At 68.5% G+C, this 267-nt stretch carries 1 protein-coding gene; it reads right to left on the bottom strand.

Going from position 1 to position 267, the window contains the following annotated elements:
* A partial coding sequence (locus JHD67_RS22110; protein WP_199101241.1) for a helix-turn-helix domain-containing protein occupies nt 1-267 on the bottom strand: 267 nt, incomplete at both ends.

Genomic DNA, 267 nt, shown 5'->3' with positions numbered 1-267 from the left:
GCAGCTTAGCGGCTACCAGGCGCGCCAGGACGCGATGACGGACTAACTTGCATGCCTTGGGGCGTCGCGCGCGATCCCAGGCCTGGTGGTCAGCGCGGCTGGCTCGATAGTGATCCTTCCCACCGTTGCGGCGGATCTCACGGCTGATGGTCGACGGCGCCCGATTCAGTCGCGTGGCGACGGCACGGATCGACTGGCCTGCCATCAGCGCCCTGGATATCTCCTCGCGCTCGGCCAGCGTCAGCACTCGCGTCGAGCGGTGGCGCG

The organism is Dyella sp. ASV21 (genome assembly GCF_016428975.1).
Lineage (GTDB): Bacteria > Pseudomonadota > Gammaproteobacteria > Xanthomonadales > Rhodanobacteraceae > Dyella.
This window is presented reverse-complemented; position numbering and strand designations above follow the sequence as displayed.